Annotated in this window: 23 protein-coding genes; 15 read left to right on the top strand and 8 right to left on the bottom strand. The window is 63.6% G+C overall.

Annotation, left to right across the window (positions count from 1 at the left end; translation table 11 throughout):
- Positions 1-14: 14 nt before the first annotated feature.
- Together AC1DB0_RS15060 and AC1DB0_RS15055 are read right to left on the bottom strand one after the other, a co-directional pair.
- A complete protein-coding gene (locus AC1DB0_RS15060; RefSeq protein ID WP_476757226.1) occupies positions 15-686 on the bottom strand; it encodes a hypothetical protein in 672 nt (223 codons plus the stop codon).
- Positions 687-811: 125 nt separating this feature from the next.
- Positions 812-1,723, bottom strand: coding sequence for a LysR family transcriptional regulator (locus AC1DB0_RS15055; RefSeq protein ID WP_175171777.1), 912 nt, complete (start codon positions 1,721-1,723; stop codon positions 812-814).
- A gap of 362 nt (positions 1,724-2,085) precedes the next feature.
- Here AC1DB0_RS15055 and AC1DB0_RS15050 point away from each other — a divergent pair, with 362 nt between their 5' ends.
- The 6 genes from AC1DB0_RS15050 (at position 2,086) to AC1DB0_RS15025 (ending at position 7,202) form a co-directional block, all read left to right on the top strand.
- The gene (locus AC1DB0_RS15050; RefSeq protein ID WP_054426592.1) at positions 2,086-3,093 is read left to right on the top strand and encodes an ABC transporter substrate-binding protein; all 1,008 of its coding nucleotides are present in this window, start codon (positions 2,086-2,088) and stop codon (positions 3,091-3,093) included.
- 93 nt (positions 3,094-3,186) lie between these two features.
- Positions 3,187-3,993, top strand: a complete 807-nt coding sequence (locus AC1DB0_RS15045; RefSeq protein WP_054426593.1) for an ABC transporter permease — start codon at positions 3,187-3,189, stop codon at positions 3,991-3,993.
- The gene (locus AC1DB0_RS15040) at positions 3,994-4,815 is read left to right on the top strand and encodes an ABC transporter ATP-binding protein (protein WP_346550750.1); all 822 of its coding nucleotides are present in this window, start codon (positions 3,994-3,996) and stop codon (positions 4,813-4,815) included.
- Between the two features lie 57 nt (positions 4,816-4,872).
- The gene (locus AC1DB0_RS15035) at positions 4,873-5,055 is read left to right on the top strand and encodes a DUF4089 domain-containing protein (protein WP_054426595.1); all 183 of its coding nucleotides are present in this window, start codon (positions 4,873-4,875) and stop codon (positions 5,053-5,055) included.
- Positions 5,052-6,440 carry an AtzE family amidohydrolase gene (locus tag AC1DB0_RS15030; protein ID WP_175171780.1) on the top strand — a complete coding sequence of 463 codons (1,389 nt, stop codon included), beginning with the start codon at positions 5,052-5,054 and terminating at the stop codon, positions 6,438-6,440. Before AC1DB0_RS15035 ends, AC1DB0_RS15030 begins: the two co-directional genes overlap by 4 nt.
- A gap of 54 nt (positions 6,441-6,494) precedes the next feature.
- The gene (locus AC1DB0_RS15025; protein ID WP_054426597.1) at positions 6,495-7,202 is read left to right on the top strand and encodes a GntR family transcriptional regulator; all 708 of its coding nucleotides are present in this window, start codon (positions 6,495-6,497) and stop codon (positions 7,200-7,202) included.
- 75 nt (positions 7,203-7,277) lie between these two features.
- Here AC1DB0_RS15025 and AC1DB0_RS15020 read toward each other — a convergent pair whose 3' ends face one another.
- On the bottom strand, positions 7,278-7,820 hold the full coding sequence (locus AC1DB0_RS15020; RefSeq protein WP_054426598.1) for an antibiotic biosynthesis monooxygenase: 543 nt from the start codon (positions 7,818-7,820) through the stop codon (positions 7,278-7,280).
- Positions 7,821-8,110: 290 nt separating this feature from the next.
- Between AC1DB0_RS15020 and hpxZ the strand changes: the two genes are divergently transcribed.
- From hpxZ to AC1DB0_RS15000, 4 genes are all read left to right on the top strand, one after another.
- The gene (gene hpxZ, locus AC1DB0_RS15015; protein WP_054426599.1) at positions 8,111-8,485 is read left to right on the top strand and encodes an oxalurate catabolism protein HpxZ; all 375 of its coding nucleotides are present in this window, start codon (positions 8,111-8,113) and stop codon (positions 8,483-8,485) included.
- Between the two features lie 184 nt (positions 8,486-8,669).
- Entirely contained in the window at positions 8,670-9,224 is a 555-nt protein-coding gene (locus AC1DB0_RS15010) for an NADPH-dependent FMN reductase (RefSeq protein ID WP_054426600.1), read from the top strand.
- A 230-nt stretch (positions 9,225-9,454) separates the two neighbouring features.
- Positions 9,455-9,790, top strand: coding sequence for a hypothetical protein (locus AC1DB0_RS15005; RefSeq protein ID WP_476757225.1), 336 nt, complete (start codon positions 9,455-9,457; stop codon positions 9,788-9,790).
- A 9-nt stretch (positions 9,791-9,799) separates the two neighbouring features.
- Positions 9,800-9,940 (top strand): hypothetical protein, encoded by a 141-nt coding sequence (locus AC1DB0_RS15000; RefSeq protein WP_342067806.1) that lies wholly within the window; start codon positions 9,800-9,802, stop codon positions 9,938-9,940.
- A 623-nt stretch (positions 9,941-10,563) separates the two neighbouring features.
- On the opposite strand, the gene AC1DB0_RS14995 is transcribed toward AC1DB0_RS15000, so the two are convergent.
- Positions 10,564-10,779, bottom strand: a complete 216-nt coding sequence (locus AC1DB0_RS14995) for a dodecin (RefSeq protein ID WP_054426601.1) — start codon at positions 10,777-10,779, stop codon at positions 10,564-10,566.
- Between the two features lie 192 nt (positions 10,780-10,971).
- Positions 10,972-11,874, bottom strand: coding sequence for a LysR family transcriptional regulator (locus AC1DB0_RS14990; RefSeq protein ID WP_346550756.1), 903 nt, complete (start codon positions 11,872-11,874; stop codon positions 10,972-10,974).
- 113 nt (positions 11,875-11,987) lie between these two features.
- Between AC1DB0_RS14990 and AC1DB0_RS14985 the strand changes: the two genes are divergently transcribed.
- The 4 genes from AC1DB0_RS14985 (at position 11,988) to AC1DB0_RS14970 (ending at position 15,481) form a co-directional block, all read left to right on the top strand.
- Complete coding sequence (locus AC1DB0_RS14985; protein WP_054426603.1) at positions 11,988-12,782, top strand: SDR family NAD(P)-dependent oxidoreductase; 795 nt, start codon at positions 11,988-11,990, stop codon at positions 12,780-12,782.
- 36 nt (positions 12,783-12,818) lie between these two features.
- Positions 12,819-13,832 carry a zinc-binding alcohol dehydrogenase family protein gene (locus AC1DB0_RS14980; protein ID WP_476757224.1) on the top strand — a complete coding sequence of 338 codons (1,014 nt, stop codon included), beginning with the start codon at positions 12,819-12,821 and terminating at the stop codon, positions 13,830-13,832.
- 249 nt (positions 13,833-14,081) lie between these two features.
- Positions 14,082-14,327 carry a hypothetical protein gene (locus tag AC1DB0_RS14975; RefSeq protein WP_054426605.1) on the top strand — a complete coding sequence of 82 codons (246 nt, stop codon included), beginning with the start codon at positions 14,082-14,084 and terminating at the stop codon, positions 14,325-14,327.
- A 191-nt stretch (positions 14,328-14,518) separates the two neighbouring features.
- Positions 14,519-15,481 carry a tripartite tricarboxylate transporter substrate binding protein gene (locus AC1DB0_RS14970; protein ID WP_476757223.1) on the top strand — a complete coding sequence of 321 codons (963 nt, stop codon included), beginning with the start codon at positions 14,519-14,521 and terminating at the stop codon, positions 15,479-15,481.
- 79 nt (positions 15,482-15,560) lie between these two features.
- Here the strand turns inward: AC1DB0_RS14970 and AC1DB0_RS14965 are convergent, their stop codons facing one another.
- Together AC1DB0_RS14965 and AC1DB0_RS14960 are read right to left on the bottom strand one after the other, a co-directional pair.
- The gene (locus AC1DB0_RS14965; RefSeq protein ID WP_427951354.1) at positions 15,561-16,358 is read right to left on the bottom strand and encodes a flavin reductase family protein; all 798 of its coding nucleotides are present in this window, start codon (positions 16,356-16,358) and stop codon (positions 15,561-15,563) included.
- Positions 16,359-16,369: 11 nt separating this feature from the next.
- Positions 16,370-17,434 carry an LLM class flavin-dependent oxidoreductase gene (locus tag AC1DB0_RS14960; protein ID WP_054426608.1) on the bottom strand — a complete coding sequence of 355 codons (1,065 nt, stop codon included), beginning with the start codon at positions 17,432-17,434 and terminating at the stop codon, positions 16,370-16,372.
- Positions 17,435-17,541: 107 nt separating this feature from the next.
- Here AC1DB0_RS14960 and AC1DB0_RS14955 point away from each other — a divergent pair, with 107 nt between their 5' ends.
- The gene (locus AC1DB0_RS14955) at positions 17,542-18,489 is read left to right on the top strand and encodes a LysR family transcriptional regulator (RefSeq protein ID WP_054426609.1); all 948 of its coding nucleotides are present in this window, start codon (positions 17,542-17,544) and stop codon (positions 18,487-18,489) included.
- A gap of 13 nt (positions 18,490-18,502) precedes the next feature.
- Here the strand turns inward: AC1DB0_RS14955 and AC1DB0_RS14950 are convergent, their stop codons facing one another.
- Positions 18,503-19,381, bottom strand: coding sequence for an SMP-30/gluconolactonase/LRE family protein (locus AC1DB0_RS14950; protein WP_476757222.1), 879 nt, complete (start codon positions 19,379-19,381; stop codon positions 18,503-18,505).
- Positions 19,382-19,616: the final 235 nt, after the last annotated feature.

The raw sequence follows: 19,616 nt of genomic DNA, 5'->3' as shown, positions 1-19,616 counted from the left end.
TTTGTGATTCAGTGTTAGCGCAGATCGGACGCGTTCAGCTTCCAGCCCAGCTCAAGCAGCCAGGCTTGGGACGCGTCGGCCTTGAAGGCGGCGGCGGCCTGGTCACGCAAGGCCAATGCGCCCGCTTCGGTGCTGGCTTCCACGATGAAGATCGGCGCCAGCTGGCGCTGCTCGGTGGATTCACGCGGCAGCGGCGTGCTGAGCACCGGGTCAGGCACCAGCAAGTACGACTGCACGAACCCATCCGCGCCTGACAACATCAGGCCCAGCTCGCGCGCCTGCACGATCAAGGCTTCGGTGGTATCCGTCATCGGCAAGGGCAGCACCACCAATTGGCTGCCGCTGCCCGCGCCGATGACGGCTTCGACCGCGCACACGCGGCGCATCGGGTCGCGCATGCGGTCCAGGTTGGCCACCGACCACGGCGTCTGGCGTTCGAACGCGGCGCGGTAGTCGGTGGTGGTGAAGGCGCCCAGCGATTCGGTGCGGTACAGGCCCAGGTACTTGCGCCCGCCGTGGCGCGACACATAGCGTGCGCCAGACAGAAAACCGGGAATGCGCACGCGTTCTTCCACGTGTTCGCGGTCGTACCAGCGGTTGAAATCGGGTTCGTCGGCGGCGGCCACGTCAGAAGCGACGAACAGCAGGCCATTGGGAAGCGAGGCAGAGGCGGCGGAATAGCTCATAAGCGGAAGACCAGGGTTCCAACAATTTCGGAAGGCCCAATCTTCGTCCGCCAGGCGGGGCGGCGACAAACGAGTAATTCTTCCTCACGGCAACAGAATTACTGAGCGCCACCCTAGGGATAACACTATTGCGCAGACCCGAAACGCGGCGCCACCACCGATGTCGTGAACTGGTCAGACGCGCGGCTGGCCAGCTCCGCCACCAGCCGGATGGCGTCCGACCCGGCGCTTTCCAGATAGCTCACCACCAGCAATTGCGGCGGCACGGGCACGTCACTGCGGATGACCTGCACTTCGCCGCGCGCCACGTATTCATACATGGGCGGCAGCGGCACCAGCGCCCGGCCAAAGCCGCTTTTCACCAGCCGCGCCAACGCCGACATCGAGCTCACGCAATGCACCTTGCCTTGCGGCATGCCCGCTTCGCGATACAGCGCCTTCAAGGCCTCATGCGGTTGCGAACCCGGGCTCATCGTCAACACCGGCTCGCTCAGCAGTTGCTGCACGGTCAGCGATGGCTCGTCGCCCGCCGGCCCCACCCAGCCCATTTCCATCGGCAGGCAGGCGGTGCTGATGATGCCCGTGTCGCTGAGCAAATCGGTTTGCAGGGCGATGTCCAGCGTGCCTTCGCGCAAACCGCGATGCAGTGCGCGCGTGGTTTCGGATGTCAGCTGCACCTCGATGCCGGGATAGGTGGACTTCAGGTTCGTCAGGAAACCGATCAGCCACGTGTGCACCACGGTTTCGATCGCGCCAATGCGGACCAGGCCGAACACTTCGTCGCCGCGCTTGCCTAGCGACAGAATCTGCTGGCGGATTTCCAGCAGCCGTTCGCCGTAGTCCAGCAGCCGCGTGCCCACGGCTGTCAGGCGCAATTCCTTGGCGTCGCGCTCGAACAGCCGCGCGCCGATATCTTCTTCCAGCGAGGCAATGCGATTGGCCACGGCGGCCTGGGTGATGTGGAGACGGTCGCTGGCGGCCCGGAAACTGCCCAGGCGCGCCGACCAGAGAAAGGCTTCGACGAAACGCGTATTCATGATCCATGCGCCGCGTGACGGCGCTCAACTCTTTTGCAAGCTCCGCGACGGCGGGCCACGGCATGGCGACCATGCTACCGCCTTCCAGGCCGCTGCGCCGTGGCTGCTGCGGCCTGGAAGGCGCTAGCGGCTGCTTCTGGCGGACTGCCGCCGCGTTATGTCCCCTTCTATGGTGCGGCATGCACCAATGTGGCGCGCGCAAGGCACCAGCCCGATGCCCCGCGCCCCCGCGCCCCAGGGCGGAGCCGGCTTGCGCAAACCTGGCACGCGTTTTGCTTGATGACTGGTATGCAAGCTTGTCTACAAGACAGGCAACCGATCACTGCAACCCAGAACTCACCCCGCGCCCTTCAGGAGCCCTCATGATCAACCGCAATGCGCCCTTCGCTTTCAACGCCACCCGCCGCCGCCTGATCCAAGGCGCCGCAATGGGCGCCGCGACGCTGGCCGCGCCCGCCCTGGTGCGCGCGCAATCGGGCCCGGTGATCCGCATCGGGTTCTGGCCGGTTGCTGCCGGCCTGCCGTTCTACGCCGCGGTTGAGAAAGGCTATTTCAAGGAAGCGGGCCTGAACGTCGAACCGCTGAAGTTCGCCGGCGCGCAGCAGGTCATGGAAGCCATGCTGGCGGGCCGCGCAGACGGCAGCGCCAACGGCACGGGCTCGGCCAACCTGGCCATTGGCGAAATCGCGTCGCCCGGCTTGTTCAAGATTTTTGCGTCCAACCCCAGCAACGCCAAGAACGTGCTGGATGAGTTCATCGTCGCGAAAGACAGTCCCATCAAATCCATAGCAGACCTCAAGGGGAAAAAGGTCGGATCTGGACCCGGCATCCAGAACGCCACGCTGGCCAAAGCAGTACTGGAGCGCGCCGGCGCAACCGGGGCAACCGTGGTCGAGTTGGCAATCAGCCAGCACGTCGCCGCGGTTGCCGCCGGCCAGTTGGATGCGTGCTACACGCTGGAGCCCACGGGCACGGTGGGCCGCTTGAACGGCACCACGCGCGTGCTGGAAACGGGCGTCATCGCCAAGTACGTATTGGGCGATCCGATGGCGCCGTGGTTCGGCGGGTCGGCCTCGCTGACCACCGCCTTCCTGAAGAAGCACCCCGAGGAAAGCAAGAAATTCATCGCCGCCTATGCGCGCGGCATCGAACTGATCCGCACCAAGCCGGCCGAGGCGCGCCCCTTCATGAAGGGCTACACCGCCATCGAAGGCCCCATGACCGAAGAAGTGCCGCTGGCCGCCTACACGCTCTACAACGAGTTCACGGCAAGCGACATCCAGTACTTCCAGAAATTCTTCGACCTGTTCACCGACAAGGGCATCTTTGCGCAAAAGGTCGACGTGTCGAGCATGCTTTACAAGGGCTGACCCATGCCAGCAACGACCGCAACTTCCGCAGCGGCAGCGGCAACGGGAAGCACCGTGGCCGTGGCCGTCGCACCAACGAAGGCATCGAGCGCCATGACATCCCCCTCCGCCACGAGCGCTGCGCCCGCCAAGCAGCCGCCTCGCAAATTCAACGGGACGCGGTTTCTGCCGCTGATCGGCCCCCTGGCGCTGTTCATCGTGTGGGACCTGGTGGTGCGCCTGCAACTCGTCAGCCCCGTGCTGCTGCCCACGCCCAGCGCCACCATCGTCGCGCTGGTCAAGGGCCTGGCGGGCGGCCCGCTGCTGTGGGACTTCCTGGCGTCCTTGAACCGCACGTTGCAGGCGTTCGTGATTGCCGGCGTGATCGGCGTGCCGCTAGGCGTGCTGTTGGGCAGCAATGAAAAGGCGTATCGCAGCGTGGAGTTCCTGGTGGATTTCTTCCGCTCGACGCCGTCGTCTGCGCTGATCCCGTTGTTCCTGATGATCTTCGGCGTCACCGACATGAACAAGATCGCCATCGCCGCGTTTGCGGCCGTGCTGGTGATTCTGTTCAACAGCGCCTATGGCGTCATCAATGCGCGCAAGCAGCGCGTGATGGCGGCGCGGGTGATGGGCGCCTCGCGCTGGCAGATCTTCAAAGACGTGCTGATCTGGGAAAGCCTGCAACCCACGTTCGTAGGCCTGCGCAGCGGGGTGTCGATGGCGCTGGTGATCGTGATCGTGGCCGAGATGTTCATCGGCTCCGACAGCGGCCTGGGCAATCGCATCATCAATGCCCAGCAGGTGTTGAACGTGCGCGAGATGTACGCGGCTATCTTGGCCGCGGGCGCCTTGGGCTATGTGCTGAACATCCTTTTTCTTGTGCTGGAAAAGCGCGTGGTCCATTGGAGCGGCCGATAAATGTCCACCGTCATCAACCCCATCATCGCCCCCGGCCCTGCCGCCGCGCCCTTTGCGCCTGGCCCGCTGGGCACCCACATCACCATCCGCGGCCTGACCAAGTATTTCGCGGGCTGGCCGCTGTATGAAGACTTCAACCTGGACATCCCTAAGGGCAAGATCGTCTCGGTGTTCGGCCCCAACGGCTGCGGAAAATCCACGCTGATCAACATGATCGCGGGGCTGATTCCCATCGACGCAGGCGAGATCCTGTTCGACGGCAAGTCGCTGGCGCAGACGAAGATCGGCTACGTGTTCCAGAACTATCGCGAGGCCATGTTCCCGTGGCTGCGCACCATCGACAACATCGCGTACCCGCTGCGTCTGGAAGGCCGCAGCAAGGCCGAAGTGGATGCGCGCGTGGAAGAGCTGGTGGCGTCGTTTGACGTCAAGTTCGACCTGAAGCGGTATCCCTATGAATTGTCGGGCGGGCAGCAGCAGACGGCGTCCATCATGCGGGCGCTGGCCCCCGGCCCCGAAGTGCTGTTCCTGGACGAGCCGTTCTCGGCGCTGGACTTCGAGATGACGCTGTTCATCCGCGAAAAACTGCAAGAAGTGTTCTTGCAGACGGGCACGACCATGCTGCTGGTGTCGCACGACCTGGAAGAGGCCGTGTACCTGGCGGACCAGGTGCTGCTCTTGACGAAGCGGCCCACGCGCGTGGCCGAGATTCTGGACTACACCGACGCCCGCCCCCGCACCGTGGATACCTTGTCGGAACCCAGCTTCATCCAGATGAAGAAACTGAGCCTGGAGATCTTCCAGCGCGAAGTGCGCAAGTGATTTTGAGTACGCTTTAACCCCCAGCAGCAACCATCCAGTCTATCGGGAGCATCCGCCATGACCCAGGAAACCATCGATCAATACGTGCGTAGCGCCTTGGCGTTATCGGGCTACGCGTTGCGCGAATCCACCACGGCGGAAGTCGTGCAGCAGTTCTCGCGCATCCACGACATTGCGGCCAGCTTCGTTGACGAGCCGCTGCCGGTGGAACTGGAATCGGCTTCGGTGTTCCGTCCGTGAGCGGCCCCGCCATCGACATCGCCCGCCAGGTCGCCAGCGGCGAACGCACCGCCGTTGCGGTGCTGGACGCCACGCTGGCCGGCGTGCGCGCGCGCGATCCCCACTACAACAGCTTCACGCTGGTCACCGAAACCCGCGCGCGCCAGGAAGCCGCCGCCATCGACGCGCGCCGCGCTCGCGGCGAGGCCTTGCCGCCGCTGGCGGGCGTGCCGTACGCCGTCAAGAATCTGTTCGACATCGCCGGCGAAGTGACACTGGCGGGCGGGAAGGTCAACGCGTCCAATCCCCCTGCCCGGCACGATGCCCGCCTGGTCACGCGTCTGCGCGATGCGGGCGCCGTGCTGATCGGCGCGCTGAACATGGACGAGCACGCCTACGGCTTCACCACGGAAAACTCACACTACGGCGCCTGCCACAACCCGCATGACGTGACCCGCATTGCGGGCGGATCGTCCGGCGGCAGCGCGGCGGCCGTCGCGGGCGGACTGGTGCCGCTGACGCTGGGGTCGGATACCAATGGCTCCATCCGCGTGCCGGCGTCGCTGTGCGGCATCTTCGGCCTGAAGCCCACGTATGGCCGCCTGCCGCGCACGGGGTCGTTTCCCTTTGTGGGCAGCCTGGATCATCTGGGTCCCTTCGCGGCCAGCGCCAGCGACCTGGCCGCCGCCTATGACGCACTGCAAGGGCCGGACGCGGATGACGCCGCGTGCGCGCAACGCGCGGCTGAGCCCGTGCTGCCGACGCTTGCCCACGGCGCGCGCAAGCTGCGCGTGGCGGTGCTGGGCGGCTACTTCCATGACTGGGCCGGCCCGCAAGCCCGCCGCGCCGTCGAGATCGCCGCGCGTGCATTGGACGCCACCGCCATCGTCGAACTGCCCGGCGCCACGCAAGCCCGCGCCGCCGCGTTCATCATCACGGCAGCCGAAGGCGGCGCCTTGCATCGCGGCAAACTCATCACGCATTACGACGACTACGAACCCAATTCGCGCGACCGCCTGGTGGCTGGCAGCCTGGTGCCTGCGGCCTGGGTGCAGCAGGCGCAACGCATCCGCCACCGCGTCTACCGCGAGGCGCTGGCGCTGTTCGACCAGTACGACGTACTGATCGCGCCTGCCACACCCGTGTCGGCCACGCCCATCGGCACCGACTGGCTGACGCTGGCCGGCAAGGAACTGCCCGCGCGCGCCAGCATGGGCTTGTTGACGCAGCCCATCTCGTGCATCGGCCTGCCTGTCTGCACCGCGCCCACCTGGCCGGAAACGGAACAGGACGGCCACTTGCCGTTGGGCGTGCAACTGATCGGCGCGCCCTGGCGCGAGGCCGATTGCCTGAGCGCCGCCTATGCGCTGGAACAAGCCGGCGCCGCACGCGTGCGGCCCGTCTGACCGATCAGCCCCTTCGCCACGTTCTCACGCTCGATTCGCACCCAAGGCCACGCAATGGAAACCGCTTTCGCCGCCATCGACATGCCGCGCACCCTGGCCGATTCGGCCTATAGCGCGCTGAAACGCGACATCCTTGATTTCCGGCTGGCGCCGGGCGACCGCTTCACCGAAACCGAAATCGCCGACCGCTTGCAGGTCAGCCGCACGCCGGTTCGCGAAGCCTTGTTCCGGCTCGAGCGCGAAGGCTATCTGGAAGTGCGCCAGCGCAACGGCTGGCTGGTGAAGCCCCTGGACTTCAACACGCTGGACCACTTCTACGAACTACGCAGCGTGCTGGAAACCGCCGCGGTGCACGCGTTGTGCGCGCCCGGCCAGGGGCCAGACCCGCTACGCGCGCTGCAATCGCTGGCGGACGTCTGGCTGGTCGATGAAAGCGGCCATTCGAGCGACGGCGAATGGCTGGCCGACCTGGACGAACGCTTCCATATCGACCTGGTGGCGGCGGCCGGCAACCCCGAAATCTCGCGCGTGCATCGCGCGGCCACGGAACGTATCCGCATTGTGCGCAGGCTGGACTTCACGCAGCAGGACCGCATCCACAAGACGTATGAGGAACACGGCGCGATCTTGCGCGCCGTGCTGGCCCGCGACGCCGCCAGCGCCGTGCCGCTGCTGCAAGCGCATATCCAGGACAGTCAGAACGCCGTGCGCAAGATCACCTTGCACCGGCTTTATTCCACGCGCCATGCGAAGGCGGCATGACGCGCGGAGCACGCTGCGTGTTTCCCCGCAGAACGCGCGCAGCACGCTGAGTGTTTCGCCGCATAACGCCCCGAATCACCCCGCGCGCAGCCAGCGTTGCAGCACGCGCGAGATGACGGGGATGCAGATGAACACCATGATGGGCGTCAGGATCACGCTTGTGATCAGCACGCGCCAGAACACCGGCAGGATGCTCAAGTGCTCGCTGACCAGAATCGAGAACACCAGCAGCACCGGAAAGTAAGCCAGCCAGATGCTGACGGCTTGCTTCCAGCGCGGCGGCGCGCTGGCGGCGGTGGGCGCGAACCAGCTGTCCGTGCCGCTGACCTTGCGTTCATGGCTGGCGCGTACCAGCTTCGCGCCGCGTTCCAGCCACATGCGCCGCGGCAGCGACTTTTCCCAACGGTTCAGGCTCGCCTCATCCGTGAAGCGCAGCACGATCTGATATTGATCGCCGCCTTCGGGCGGTTGCAGCACGCCCGAGCCCAGAAAGCCGGGAAAGCCCGCCGCCAGAATTTCGCCCTGGCGCATCCAGGACAGAAAATCGCTATAGCGTTCAGGCGCAATATGGCGGGTGACCAGCATGGTGACCGGGGCGGAAACAGCGGAACTGGACATGATGGAACTCCTGGGCAGCGGGTGTAGCTTGTTATGTCGTGCGGTGCAGTGCGGACATCGTGCGGACGCAGTGCAAATGCAGTCTGAATGCAGTGCGCAAAATGCAGTCTGAATGCGTACGAATGCAGTAGTAACCCTAGCAAGCTGCGTGCCAGGTATTCGGCATCGCTTTTTCCCCTGGGGCGAGTGCGTACCAACGGAGCCTGTTGGAATTGACGCACCGCAGCAGACACCATATTGGTGATTACCCCTATAACTCGCACCGTTTTGGTGCAACCGGAGTCTTACGCATGGACATCAATTTGCCCGACGTCGTGGCTGAAGTGACAGCCGCATTTGAGCAGTATGAAACGGCGCTGGTCGCGAACGACGTCGAGGTGCTGGACACGCTGTTCTGGAACAGCCCGCATACGCTGCGCTACGGCGCCAGCGAAAACCTGTATGGCTACGACGCCATCCGCGCATTTCGCGCCGGACGTTCGCCGCAAGGCCTGGCCCGCCGCGTGCTGCGCACCGCCATCACCACCTACGGCACCGACTTCGCCACCGCCAACTTGGAATTCCAGCGCGACGGCAGTGACCGCATTGGCCGTCAGAGCCAGACATGGATGCGCACACCGCAAGGCTGGCGCGTGGTGTCCGCGCATGTCAGCCTGATGAGCTGAAGCGTTGGCCGACCGCGAACGGCACGGCATAACACTGAAGCGTTGGCCGGACTGCGCTAGACGGGCATAACAATCGTTGGCCGCACCGCGCCAGACGCGCCATAACAATATGTGCAATCAGGATTGAGCACGTCACCGTCCAGGTCTACACTGGACTTTCCCTTTTCCGTTGGAGCCCCCACCCATGAGCACATACAAGATTGCGGTTTTCGTCGGAAGCCTGCGTGCCGCATCGATCAATCTGCGACTGGCGCGTGCGCTGGAAAAGCTGGTCCCTGCCGACTTCAAGTTTGAGTATGTGAGCCTGGGCGACATCCCGCTCTACAACCAGGACAACGAGAACAACTTGCCCGCGCCGGCTGCCAAGCTGAAGCAACAGATCGCCGATGCGCAAGGCATCCTGTTCGTCTCCCCCGAACACAACCGTTCGCTGCCCGCCGCACTGAAAAACGCCATTGACTGGGGCTCGCGCCCGTGGGGCCAGAACTCGTGGCCGGGCAAAGCCGTGGGCATTGTCGGCGCCTCGCCCAGCGCTGCGGGTACGGCGATGATGCAGCAGCACCTGCGCAACATCCTGGCCGCCGAAGGCGCCAACGCGCTCACCACCCCGGAAGTGTTCTTGCAGTACGCCGAAGGCTTGGTCGATGATCAGTTCACCATCACCAACGAAGGCACGCGCAAATTCCTGCAAGGCTGGATCGACCGCTACGTCGACTGGGTCAAGAAACAGAACGCCTGATCGCCGCCGCTGCCGGCAGCGCGCAAGCCTGCCGGCGCCGATCGCCCGATCTACCTCCGGGCGATCAAGCCCCCCGATACGTCGGGGGGCTTTTTTTCGCCGGGAGACGCTTGCGTGCGGAACCCGTCCGATATCGATGACAAAACCGTCCCTATGCACAACCAAGGCCAGCATCCTCTGACTAAGATGCTCAGACCCAACACCTTGTCACGCATATCGATGGAGGAGTGATGCTTGTCGCGCTTCTGATTCTGAGCCCACTGGCCTTCATGTGGGCGGTTGCCCACTGGTGCCACGCGCCTTCGCGGCGGGCAGCACAATCGCTTGCACAGCGCTTGATGCTGCCGCTTTGGCATGGGCTCGTGAATCCCGTGGGCCGCCAAAAAGAGGCATTCGCGCAGTTCTATGTGGGCATCGCCATTGCCAGTTCAATTGGCGCCGCGAGTGTGGCATTTGGCACGGACTGGTCGGTCATCACCTGGGTTCCCTGCCTGAAGCTTGCGGGCTTGTGCGTGGGGGTCCCGCTGTCATTGATTCTTGCCTGTTGGCATTACCGCACCCATTAGGAAATTCAGATGGACATTGGAACCTTCGTCGGCCTGGGCCTTCTTGCCCTGCTCATCGGTTTCGGATTCATTGTTGCGAACAACGTCGCCAAGACGGATCTGAAACAGCAACGCGAACAATCTGCCCGTAATCGCCGCCATTCGGTCTGAGGTGTTTTGGTCTCGGCTCACACTTATCCCCGCCAACTGTGGAGAAGGTTGAGGACAGTCTTGGGGTAGAGTCAAAATTCCCTGCCCTGCCAAGCACTTGCAAGGGCTGGTCAAACACTGCGCAATCCTCCTTTTGGATGAGTTTTGGCGTGTTTATTCACAAAAAGCCTGGATGTCCGTCCAGGCTTTTTTCATACCTGCTTTCGCATGTGGATTTGTCCCAGCATTCTGTGGACAAGCATGAGGACAGTCTGAGGGCAGGTCGGAAATAGCCTGTGATATCAATGCCCTGCAGGGGGTGGTCAAGAAAGGCCCATTGCCGCGTTTTGACGCCCGGGGTTGTCCCCGCCAAATGTGGATAAGCCTGAGGACAGTATGCCGGTACTCGCGAAAAACCTTTGCACACCAACGACTTGCAAGATGCGGGCAAGAAACGCTCAACAGCGCATCATCGCCGCCCTGCCCGCCAGACCCTCGCCGCACTCGCCATCCGCTGGGGATAACGGCATAGGCTTGTCCCCATGGAATGTGGACAAGCCTATGAACAGTCGGATAACAAGCCTGAAAAGTCCTTACCCGACAAGCACTTGGAAGGCGTGCTCAAAAAAGGCGCAGCGACGGAATTACTTGTCGCCTTCCAGACGCATGCCGATCTTCAAACCGACCTGCCAGTGCGCCACTTTGCCGTCCTTGATGTGGCCACGCACTTCGGTGACCTCGAACCAATCCAGATTGCGCAGCGTTTCCGAAGCACGCTCGATCGCTTTGGCGATGGCGTCGTCGGTGGACTTGGTGGAAGAACCCACCAATTCTATTTGCTTGTACACATGATTCGACATAGCTCGTCTCCGCTAAGGGGGGTGAGTTGTGAATCGCCGGCGTGCGGCCATGTTCCGGTGCTTACGACCGGCAATTCATTCGAACACACAGCATACGCCCGCAGCGCTATCGTGGTGTTACGAGTTCCGTCGCACGGTCTCGACCCGCGACGATCTGCGCGGCGCATTGAAATGCATCTGCCCATGAGCGAGCTAGCCCGCGTCGAACTGCCTGAAGCGTTCCTGCAAAAACTCGCGCATGCGTTTGACGGCGGGTGACAGCAGCATGCGATGCACGCACAGCAGGTAGAGCGGCGACGGCTCGGTGACGTAGTCGGGCAGCAGTTCAACCAGCCGGCCCGCGCGCAGGTCGGACAGCACGTCGTAACGCGACTTGTAGGCGATGCCGTGGCCGGCCAGCGCCCAGCGGCGCACCAGGTCGCCATCGTCGCCGACGCGGTCGCCCTTGATGGGCACGGTGGTACTGGTGCCGTCGCGTTCGAACGTCCAGCGGTCGTGCAGGGTTTCGCCCAGCACGAACGACAGGCAATTGTGGCGGCGCAGGTCGGCCGGTGCTTGCGGCACGCCATGGCGCGCCAGATACGCGGGCGATGCACACACCACGCGGCGGTTGTGTTCGGCCAGCGGCAAGGCCACCAGCGCGGAATCGTTGGGCGTGCCGTAGCGGATGGCGATGTCGACCGGCTGGCGGTACAGATCCGCAAGCCGGTCGCTGATGCGCACCTGGAAGCTCACGCGTGAATGCTGCTGCTGAAAGTCATCCAGCCACGGCAACAGCACATTGCGCCCCAGGTCGGACGGTATGGAAACGGACAGCGTGCCAGAGATGGCGGTCTTGTCGCGCGCCATGGCGTTCTTGCCCGCTTCCAGCGTCGAGATCGCCGAGCGCGCGTACTCCAGGTAACGCTCGCCGTCGCCGGTCAGGCGCAGGCTGCGTGTGGAGCGCACGAACAATCGGGTTTCAAGCGTCAGTTCCAGGCGCTTGAGCGCAGCACTGGCGACGGCGGGCGTCAGATCCAGTTCCCGCGCGGCGGCCGAAAAACTGCCGTGGTCGGCCGCCGCCACAAAGATCCTCAAGTCCTCGAACCGGACCATGATTGCCCCATTTTCAAAAAATTATTGAAACTGAGTGCGATGCTAGCCGGTTTTTCATCGCTGCAGAGTGGGTAATCATGGACCCGTTCCCCCACATTCCTGGAGTCACCGCAATGAAGATCGAACTGAACGGCAAGAAGGCCCTGGTCACCGGATCGTCCGGCGGCATCGGGTTGGCCATCGCTTTCGGGCTGGCTGAAGCAGGCGCAGAAGTTGTGCTGCACGGGCGCAGCGCCGACAAGCTGGCGCATGCGGCAGCCGCCATCACGCAGAAATTTCCGGACGCCAAGATCGGCACCGTGCAAGCCGACCTGGCCACCGCCGACGGCGCGGCTTCGTTGTCCGCCGCGCATCCCGACGTGGACATCCTGGTCAACAACGCCGGTTTCTTCGCGCCCAAGTCCTTTACCGAAATCACCGACGACGACTGGCAGCAGATGCTGGACACCAACGTCATGAGCGGCATCCGGCTGTCGCGCTACTACCTGCCGCGCATGATGGCGGCCAACTGGGGCCGCATTGTCTTTATCTCTAGCGAATCCGGCGTGCAGATTCCCGCCGAGATGATCCATTACGGCGTCAGCAAAACCGCGCTGCTGGGCGTGTCGCGCGGCTTGGCCGAACTCACGGCCGGCACCGGCGTCACGGTCAACGCCGTGTTGCCCGGCCCCACGCGTTCCGAAGGCGTGTCGGATTTCTTCGCCGAAATGGCCAAGGAGCAAGGCGTGTCGCAAGACGAGATGGAACGCGACTTCATCGCCCAGCATCGCCCGACGTCGTTGCTGCGCCGCCTGGCCACGGTGGACGAAGTGGCCAACATGGTCGTCTACACCTGCTCCACCCAGGCCGCCGCCACCAATGGCGCGGCGCTGCGCGTCGATGGCGGCGTGGTCCGCTCCATCCTCTAAGCAATCGCCCCTAACTCTCAAACGAGCCCCAACCCCATGAAAGCCATCGCCTATTTCAAGAACCTGCCCGCGGACAACGCCGACGCGCTGCAAGACATCACCCTTGACGCCCCCACCCCCGGCGACCACGACCTGCTGGTCGACGTACACGCCATTTCCGTCAACCCCGTGGACGTGAAGATCCGCGCCAACCGCGCCCCCAAAGACGGCAAGCCCGAAGTCATCGGGTGGGATGTCGCAGGGGTGGTGCGTGCCGTGGGCGCCAAGACCAGCCTGTTCAAGCCGGGCGACCGAGTCTGGTACGCCGGCGCGCTGAACCGGCCGGGGGCCAACAGCGAGCAGCACGTGGTGGACGAACGCATCGTCGGCCGCATGCCCGAGAGCCTGGACTTCGCTCAGGCCGCGGCGCTGCCGCTCACCACCATCACCGCCTGGGAACTGCTGTTTGACCGGTTGCGCGTGCTGGAAAACCACGCCCCCAGCCAGCGCACCCTGCTCATCATCGGCGCAGCCGGGGGGGTGGGATCGATCCTGACGCAACTGGCCCGTCAACTGACCGGCCTGACGGTGATCGGCACCGCCTCGCGCCCCGAGACCCAGGCATGGGTGCGCGAACTGGGCGCGCACCACGTGATCGACCACAGCAAGCCGATTACGGATGAACTCAAACGCATCGGCGTGAACCAGGTGGATTTCATCGCAGGCCTGACCCACACCGACAAACACTTCCCACAGCTGGCGGAGGCGATTGCGCCGCAGGGCAAGATCGCGCTGATCGACGACCCCGCCGCCATCGACGTGCGCCTGCTGAAGGGCAAGTCTGCGTCGCTGCACTGGGAGTTCATGTTCGCGCGGCCGCTGCACAATACGCCCGACATGATCGCTCAGCACGAACTGCTGAACCAGGCCGCCCGCCTGATCGACAACGGTACGCTGCGCACGACGCTGGGCGAGCACTACGGCACGATCAACGCGGCCAACCTGCGCCGCGCACACGCCTTCATCGAAAGCGGCAAGGCACAGGGCAAAGTGGTGCTGGAAGGGTTCTGACCCCGAAAGCCCGGCGAGACCTCCGGGCGGGGTTACGCCCGGGTGTAGTCCCGGGTGTAGTCCCGGGTCCAGTCCGGGGCTTAGCCCAAGGATTTCACCCGGCGGTTTCGCCCCGGTTTCGCCGAACCCTCTCGCCAGCGCCGCCCGAAAGCAGTACAACCTCGTTCGACCCTGCCCCACGCACCTTGAACGGAGTTTCCCCTGCTTGCCCATCTCATAGACCAGACGCTGGAACCGGTCCTCTGGGCCATGGTCGCGTTCACGTTGCTGATGCTCCGGCTCTTTCCGCTGCAAGGGTGGAAGGCCATCATCGTTGCAGGGTTTTCGGCGGGGCTGGTGTTCGACACCATTCAATTCCGCGTCGGGCCGCCGCGGCTCTGGGACGCGCAGGTGCTGGCGTCCGTTCTGGCCGCCCTGGCCGTCGCCACCGTACTGGGAACTGCCTTCCATCTGCTGCAACGCGCCCGCGCCGCGCGGCTGCCTGCCAGCCGATAAGCGCGGCCTTCGCAGAACTGTTCTGCGTAACGGTGGGGTAATCGGCAAGTCCGATAAAAATTATCATCGACGACAGTGACAACCCAAGGCTGGCGCGCTAGCGCCAGCCGCCCCAGCTGCCCATGACAAGACGCAAAGCCGGCCCGCAGAAGGCTCGGACAGGCATGGCGGCGGGAACAAGGAGACAGACAATGTTCAAGCTCACGCGCCGCGGCTTCATCGCGGCCGGCACCCTCATGATGCTTAGCCCGGCACTGCGCGCCGCCCCCAAGCCCGTGACCCTGATCGTGCCTTACGCCGCGGGCGGCCCCAATGACAACTTCGCGCGCTTGCTGGCCGAAGGCATGAGCGCGCAGTTAGGCATGCCGTTCATCGTCGAGAACAAGCCCGGCGCCAACGGCATCATTGGCGCTGCCCTGGTTGCGCGTGCGCCCGCCGACGGCAACATGCTGCTGATGGGCGGCTCCGGCCCCGTGTCGCTGAACGTGTTGCTGCGCCCCAGCCTGCAATACCGCTTCGACAGCTTCGATTCGGTGGCCATGATGTTCGATGGGCCATTGACCATCACCGTGCCCGCCACCATCGGCGTGAATTCCATCGCGGACCTGGTCGCCTACGCCAAGAAAGAAAACCGCGCGCTGACCTATGGTTCCCTGGGGCCGGGCAGCGTCACCGATCTGTACGGACTGATTCTGTCGAAGACGCTGGGCATCCCGCTGACCGCCGTGCCCTACAAGAGCACGCCGACGAGCCTCATCGACCTGATCACCGGCCGCAACGACTTGTCTTACATGACGCCCATCGCGTTGGCCGATCACCAGAAGGCGGGCGCCGTGAAGATCCTGGCCTTGACGACCGATCAACGCGACCCTGCCCTGCCCGATGTGCCATCGGTGGCCGAGCTGGGCTATCCGCAATTGAAGGCCAGCTACTGGACGGGCCTGCACGTTCCCAAAGGCACGCCCGCCAATGTGATCCAGGCCTATTCCGCCGCCGCCATCAAGACGGTTCAATCCGAAAGCTTCCGCCAATTGCTCGTCACCAACGGGCAGACCGAGAAAGCCGGTGGCCCGCAAGCCCTGGACGCCCAACTGGACGCCGACCGCCAATACTGGGGCAAGGTCATCCAGGAAAACCACATCGTTCTGGACTGAACGACAGGTTTCCGCCAGAAAAAATAGGCCCGCCAATCTGGCGGGCTTTTTCATGCATGCAGGCGACCACCTGCCACGGTTATTGCAGCCGCACCGGCGCAATCCGATGGGTGGCGGAATTGAAGTTGATGACGGGCTGCGCCGCGCGGCACGCCGTCTTGCGGATCTTGCCCACGATCAAATCATGCGTGCCCAGCACTTCGGTGCAGACGATATCGCATTCGATACTGGCCAGCGCATCCGGCAACACCGGCGTGCCTTGCTCGTTCATCACCCAGCCGCCTTGCGCAAACCGCGCCATGCCCTGCGGCTGGCCCAGAAACGCCTGCATGACGGCTTCGTGCCCTTCGCCCAGCACGTTGGCCACGAAGCGTCCATGGCGCAGCAAGGGCTCGCGCGCCGATGACGTTTGCTGAACGAAGAAGCCGACCATCGGCGGGTCCGCCGAAATCGACGTCAGGCTCGACACGATCATGCCGGCCACGTGCTCGCCATCGCCCGTGGTGACGGCGCTGATGCCGGCCGGCAGCGACCGCATCGCCGCCTTGAAGTCATCCACCGACACTACCTCGTCATGCTCGTTGACCACCATGTGCGCGCGGATGTCGCCACGTTCGTCCACCCATCCGTGACGCGCCGCATAGTCGACCATCGCGGAAAAATCCGCTTCCCACTTCGGGTCGCCCGCGTGTTGCGACAAGAAGCGCAGCACCGAAGGCGACAAGCGCACATGGCGCTCGTCTTCGCGCCGCCCCACCCGGGCAATCGCGTGCTCAAGCCGTTCGCGCGGCTGCGGATCGGCCAGTACATCCAGCCGCCGGAAGTCCGCGGGATGGCGCAGCGTGATGGCGCCCGCGTTGCTCAGATAGATCTGCATGGTGCGCTCCTTTACGCAATGGCTGCGGTACTGCCGACTTCCTTGCGGATGGCCGGAATGATCTTGTCGCCCCACAGTTCAATCTGCTTGAGCATCGTCTTCTGATCGAAGTCGCCCAGCTGCGTCTGCAAGGCAATGTGCTTGGGGCGCAGGATGCTGATCTCTTCCAGCATCTTGTCGATGACTTCATTGACGGAGCCCACCGGCAGGTTCTTGCGCAGCTGCTCGAACGTGGGGTCATTTTCCGACGGCACTTCCTTGACCATGTAGCCGTCGTCGCTTTGCGCACGGCGGAACTTCAGGCTTTCGGAAATGCGGCGCTGAAAGCGCGCGCAATCCAGATACGCGTCAATCTCTGCCTTGTTGTCCGACGCGTATCCGCAGCGCAGGAAGCCGAACTTCACGTCGCGATCAAGATCGCGGCCATTGTCTTGCGCAACCTTTTCCAGGCGGCCGCGCAGCTCGGCAATCGCATCGTTGCCCTTGAGCAGCGCGGTGACGAACAGGTTGTGGTTCTCGCGCACGCCCCGGCCCAGCGTCACCGGATTGCCTGAGGTGATCCACAGCGGCGGCATCGGGTCTTGCAGGCAGCGCACCGCGATCGAGCTGGGCGGAATCTTCAGGAACTGGCCGTCGTGCTCGAAGATCTTCTGCGTCAGCCCCTTGGGGATGACGTCCAGAAATTCGTTGAAGATCGCCCCCGATTCCGCGATCTGCACACCAAAGCGTTCGAACTCGAATTCCTGGTAGCCCGACCCCACGCCCAAGTCCAGACGGCCATTGGACACCGTGTCCACGAAACCGACTTCGGCCAGGAACCGCGCGGGGTGATACAGGGGCAGAATGCACACGGCCGTGCCCAGGCGGATGCGGTGCGTTTTGGCCGCGGCGTGCGCCACCGTCATCAACGGCGACGGCGACAACGAGTAGTTGTTGAAGTGGTGCTCGGCGTACCAGGCGGCGTCGAAACCGGCCTGCTCAGCCACCACGGTTTGCTCGATGGAGTTGTTGATGACTTGCTTTGAGGACTGGTGGTAACCTCGCTGCTGCGCCAGAATGAACACGCCGAATTCCATAATGTCTCCTCATTGATTGCTTGACGTCTGAGGAAATTCTAGAGGCCGGCAGTCATCGACTGAATACAAGAAAAGCGGCGTTCTGTGCTGCATAAAGTGGAGGAATGATGGACAGACTGCGCGCGATGGAGCTCTTTCTGTCGATCTCGAAAACCGAGAGTTTCTCTGAAACCGCGCGGCAGTTTGGCGTGTCGGCAACGTCGGTATCACGCATGATCACCGAGTTTGAAAACGAGTTGAACGTCAAGCTGCTGCTGCGTTCAACCCGCCAGGTCGTGCTGACCGAAGCCGGCCAGGAATATGCGCAACAGCTTGAATCCATCCTCTGGAACATCAACGAAGCGCATCGCAACATCACCGAAATCCGCGCGGCGCCCAAAGGCATTCTGCGCGTGCATTCGCGCATGATGTTCGGCCTGGGCGTACTGCCCCCGCTGGTGGCGGCGTTTCGCCAGCAGTACCCCGACATCCACATTGAGCTGGTGCTGTCGGAAGCCAAGACGGACCTGCGCCGCAACAACTTCGATATCGATTTCCGCATTTCGCCGCCCGTGGAAGCGGGCCTGAAGCGGCGCATCCTGTTCAAAAGCGAACGCTTTCTGGTGGCCTCCCCCGCGTATCTGGCGAAGCATGCCCCGCCCGGGAAACCCGCCGATATCGCGCAGCACGATTGCCTGGCCTATCTGCTGCCCGGCGATCAAACCTGCTGGCGCTTCAAGCAGGGCGAGGCCATCGAGGAAGTGCTGATCAAGCCGCGCCACGTGACGAACAACGGCGTGGCGCTGCTTGAGCTTGCGCTGCTGGGCGAAGGGGTGGCGCTGCTTGACGACTACACCGTGCACAACGATATTTCGCGCGGCACGCTGGTGCGCTTGTTCCCCGATTACCACGTCACGAACACGACCTTTGAAGAAGGCATGTACGCCACCATTCTGGACACGGCGATGATCCCGGTGAAGATCCGGCTGTTCCTGGATTTCGTGGCATCGCACGTGTCGGGTTCCGCGCTGCGGTTCACGGCGTACAACAAGATGGCGGCCGCCGAAAGCCCCTGATCAGGGGCGGCTATCAAGGGTGAATGCGGCATTGCCCGCGCGGCGCGCCCACAGCGCCTGCGCCCCGGATGCGCAGCAACGCGCCGTCCAGCGGGCCCTTGGCCGACAAGCGGCCGCTGTCGCTGATCGTGGTCACGAAAATATCCGACAGATCAGGCCCGCCGAAACACAGTGATGCAGGGTGCGCCACCGGCAATTCGATGCGGCGGTCGAGCTTGCCGTGCGCATCGAACCGCGCAATGGCCGCGGCATGCACCAGCGCCGTCCACAAGCCGCCCTCCTGATCAAAGCAGCAGCCGTCAGGCGCGGACCCCAGCGCGTCCGTGTCCACGAAAACTTCAGGGGATGACAACTGCCCTTGCGCATCCATGCGATAGCGGAAGATCTTGCGCTGCGCACTGTCGCAAACATGGAAGTGCATGCCGTCGGGATGCATGGCGGGGCCATTCACCACGCCCAGGCCTTGGGCGATCCGGCTCACCTTGCCTTGCAGGTCCACGCGGTACAAACCGCCCAGCGGGGGCTGGCCCGCTTGCCGGTGGATGTGCATGGTGCCCGCCACAAAGCTGCCGTCCGGCAACGGTGCGCCATCGTTCAGCCGCAGATGCGGATGGCTGTCTCCGATGTGCCCCAAAGAACGCATCGCCCCATCTGACAACCGGTACAGGGCAAACGTGTCTTTCAACGCCACGATGATGTCGTCGTCACCATTGAACGCAAACGACCCCACCGGGGCGGGCAACTGCCAATCTTGCGTGGCGCCGGTGTCGGGGTCCACCTGCATCAGTTGCCCGCTGCGGCAATCCAACATCCACAACGTGTTCCTGGCCGCGTCCCACACCGGGCATTCGCCCAGCGCCGCGCGAACCGTGCCGATACGCTCGATCTGCATCTGCCGACCGCCTCTGTTTTGCTCGTCCGGCGGACGATTTCCCATCCCATGGTATCGGCTTGCAGGCCCCTGGAATATGGCGTTTTCATGCAGAACACAACCAACAATTTTGGCCTGAATCCGCAGCAATACCCGTCCATATAATCCAAAAAAAGCCGGCGCCCCCGGGCAGCAATGCAGGGCGAGACCGGTCCATCCGACTCTAGGAGACACGCGATGCAGCATGCCACCGGCG

It is taken from the genome of Achromobacter sp. 10T422 (assembly GCF_056394065.1).
This window is presented reverse-complemented; position numbering and strand designations above follow the sequence as displayed.

Excerpts from the sequence above, each read along its gene's own strand:
- AC1DB0_RS15060 (WP_476757226.1), bottom strand. The coding sequence starts at position 686 with ATGAGCTATTCCGCCGCCTCTGCCTCGCTTCCCAATGGCCTGCTGTTC.
- AC1DB0_RS15055 (WP_175171777.1), bottom strand. The coding sequence starts at position 1,723 with ATGAATACGCGTTTCGTCGAAGCCTTTCTCTGGTCGGCGCGCCTGGGC.
- AC1DB0_RS15050 (WP_054426592.1), top strand. The coding sequence starts at position 2,086 with ATGATCAACCGCAATGCGCCCTTCGCTTTCAACGCCACCCGCCGCCGC.
- AC1DB0_RS15045 (WP_054426593.1), top strand. The coding sequence starts at position 3,187 with ATGACATCCCCCTCCGCCACGAGCGCTGCGCCCGCCAAGCAGCCGCCT.
- AC1DB0_RS15040 (WP_346550750.1), top strand. The coding sequence starts at position 3,994 with ATGTCCACCGTCATCAACCCCATCATCGCCCCCGGCCCTGCCGCCGCG.
- AC1DB0_RS15035 (WP_054426595.1), top strand. The coding sequence starts at position 4,873 with ATGACCCAGGAAACCATCGATCAATACGTGCGTAGCGCCTTGGCGTTA.
- AC1DB0_RS15025 (WP_054426597.1), top strand. The coding sequence starts at position 6,495 with ATGGAAACCGCTTTCGCCGCCATCGACATGCCGCGCACCCTGGCCGAT.
- AC1DB0_RS15020 (WP_054426598.1), bottom strand. The coding sequence starts at position 7,820 with ATGTCCAGTTCCGCTGTTTCCGCCCCGGTCACCATGCTGGTCACCCGC.
- hpxZ (WP_054426599.1), top strand. The coding sequence starts at position 8,111 with ATGGACATCAATTTGCCCGACGTCGTGGCTGAAGTGACAGCCGCATTT.
- AC1DB0_RS15010 (WP_054426600.1), top strand. The coding sequence starts at position 8,670 with ATGAGCACATACAAGATTGCGGTTTTCGTCGGAAGCCTGCGTGCCGCA.
- AC1DB0_RS15005 (WP_476757225.1), top strand. The coding sequence starts at position 9,455 with ATGCTTGTCGCGCTTCTGATTCTGAGCCCACTGGCCTTCATGTGGGCG.
- AC1DB0_RS15000 (WP_342067806.1), top strand. The coding sequence starts at position 9,800 with ATGGACATTGGAACCTTCGTCGGCCTGGGCCTTCTTGCCCTGCTCATC.
- AC1DB0_RS14995 (WP_054426601.1), bottom strand. The coding sequence starts at position 10,779 with ATGTCGAATCATGTGTACAAGCAAATAGAATTGGTGGGTTCTTCCACC.
- AC1DB0_RS14990 (WP_346550756.1), bottom strand. The coding sequence starts at position 11,874 with ATGGTCCGGTTCGAGGACTTGAGGATCTTTGTGGCGGCGGCCGACCAC.
- AC1DB0_RS14985 (WP_054426603.1), top strand. The coding sequence starts at position 11,988 with ATGAAGATCGAACTGAACGGCAAGAAGGCCCTGGTCACCGGATCGTCC.
- AC1DB0_RS14980 (WP_476757224.1), top strand. The coding sequence starts at position 12,819 with ATGAAAGCCATCGCCTATTTCAAGAACCTGCCCGCGGACAACGCCGAC.
- AC1DB0_RS14975 (WP_054426605.1), top strand. The coding sequence starts at position 14,082 with ATGGTCGCGTTCACGTTGCTGATGCTCCGGCTCTTTCCGCTGCAAGGG.
- AC1DB0_RS14970 (WP_476757223.1), top strand. The coding sequence starts at position 14,519 with ATGTTCAAGCTCACGCGCCGCGGCTTCATCGCGGCCGGCACCCTCATG.
- AC1DB0_RS14965 (WP_427951354.1), bottom strand. The coding sequence starts at position 16,358 with ATGCAGATCTATCTGAGCAACGCGGGCGCCATCACGCTGCGCCATCCC.
- AC1DB0_RS14960 (WP_054426608.1), bottom strand. The coding sequence starts at position 17,434 with ATGGAATTCGGCGTGTTCATTCTGGCGCAGCAGCGAGGTTACCACCAG.
- AC1DB0_RS14955 (WP_054426609.1), top strand. The coding sequence starts at position 17,542 with ATGGACAGACTGCGCGCGATGGAGCTCTTTCTGTCGATCTCGAAAACC.
- AC1DB0_RS14950 (WP_476757222.1), bottom strand. The coding sequence starts at position 19,381 with ATGCAGATCGAGCGTATCGGCACGGTTCGCGCGGCGCTGGGCGAATGC.